General features: G+C 46.7%; 1 pseudogene. It reads right to left on the reverse strand.

Going from position 1 to position 422, the window contains the following annotated elements:
* Positions 1–422 (reverse strand): annotated as a pseudogene (locus IQR33_RS00955) (methyltransferase small domain-containing protein); the annotation flags it as partial.

Raw genomic sequence — 422 nt, forward strand, 5'->3', positions numbered from 1 at the left:
AGCAGCAATCGGCTACCTAAGTCGAACTCGCCATGGCTGAATACGCCAGGTAGGCTCTTAACCGCTAGCGACTGCTCACCGAGTGTAACAGTGTAAGACTTAAACCAATCTGCTTGGTTGAAAGGTTTTGGTTCATTGAGGCAATTACCCCAGTAAAATGAGCAGCGACGAGCAGAGTCGTACTTGTTCACAGGGCCGTATTCTTGGAACATCTTCTCGATGCTCTTGATGCCGGAGCGGTTTTCACCAACGATGACGATTTCGGTGTTAATGCCCAGTTTCGCCATCAACATCGCCAGCAAGTATTCTGCTTCGGCTTTTGCTTTTGGCCAGTATAAAAGGACCATGTCTGCTTTTGTTTCAACATCAAACACAGAGCCAAAATGACTTTTCACTTTGTCAGAGGTTTGAATTTGGCGGTA

It is taken from the genome of Vibrio sp. OPT46 (assembly GCF_015163535.1).
Taxonomy (GTDB): Bacteria; Pseudomonadota; Gammaproteobacteria; order Enterobacterales; family Vibrionaceae; genus Vibrio; species Vibrio alginolyticus.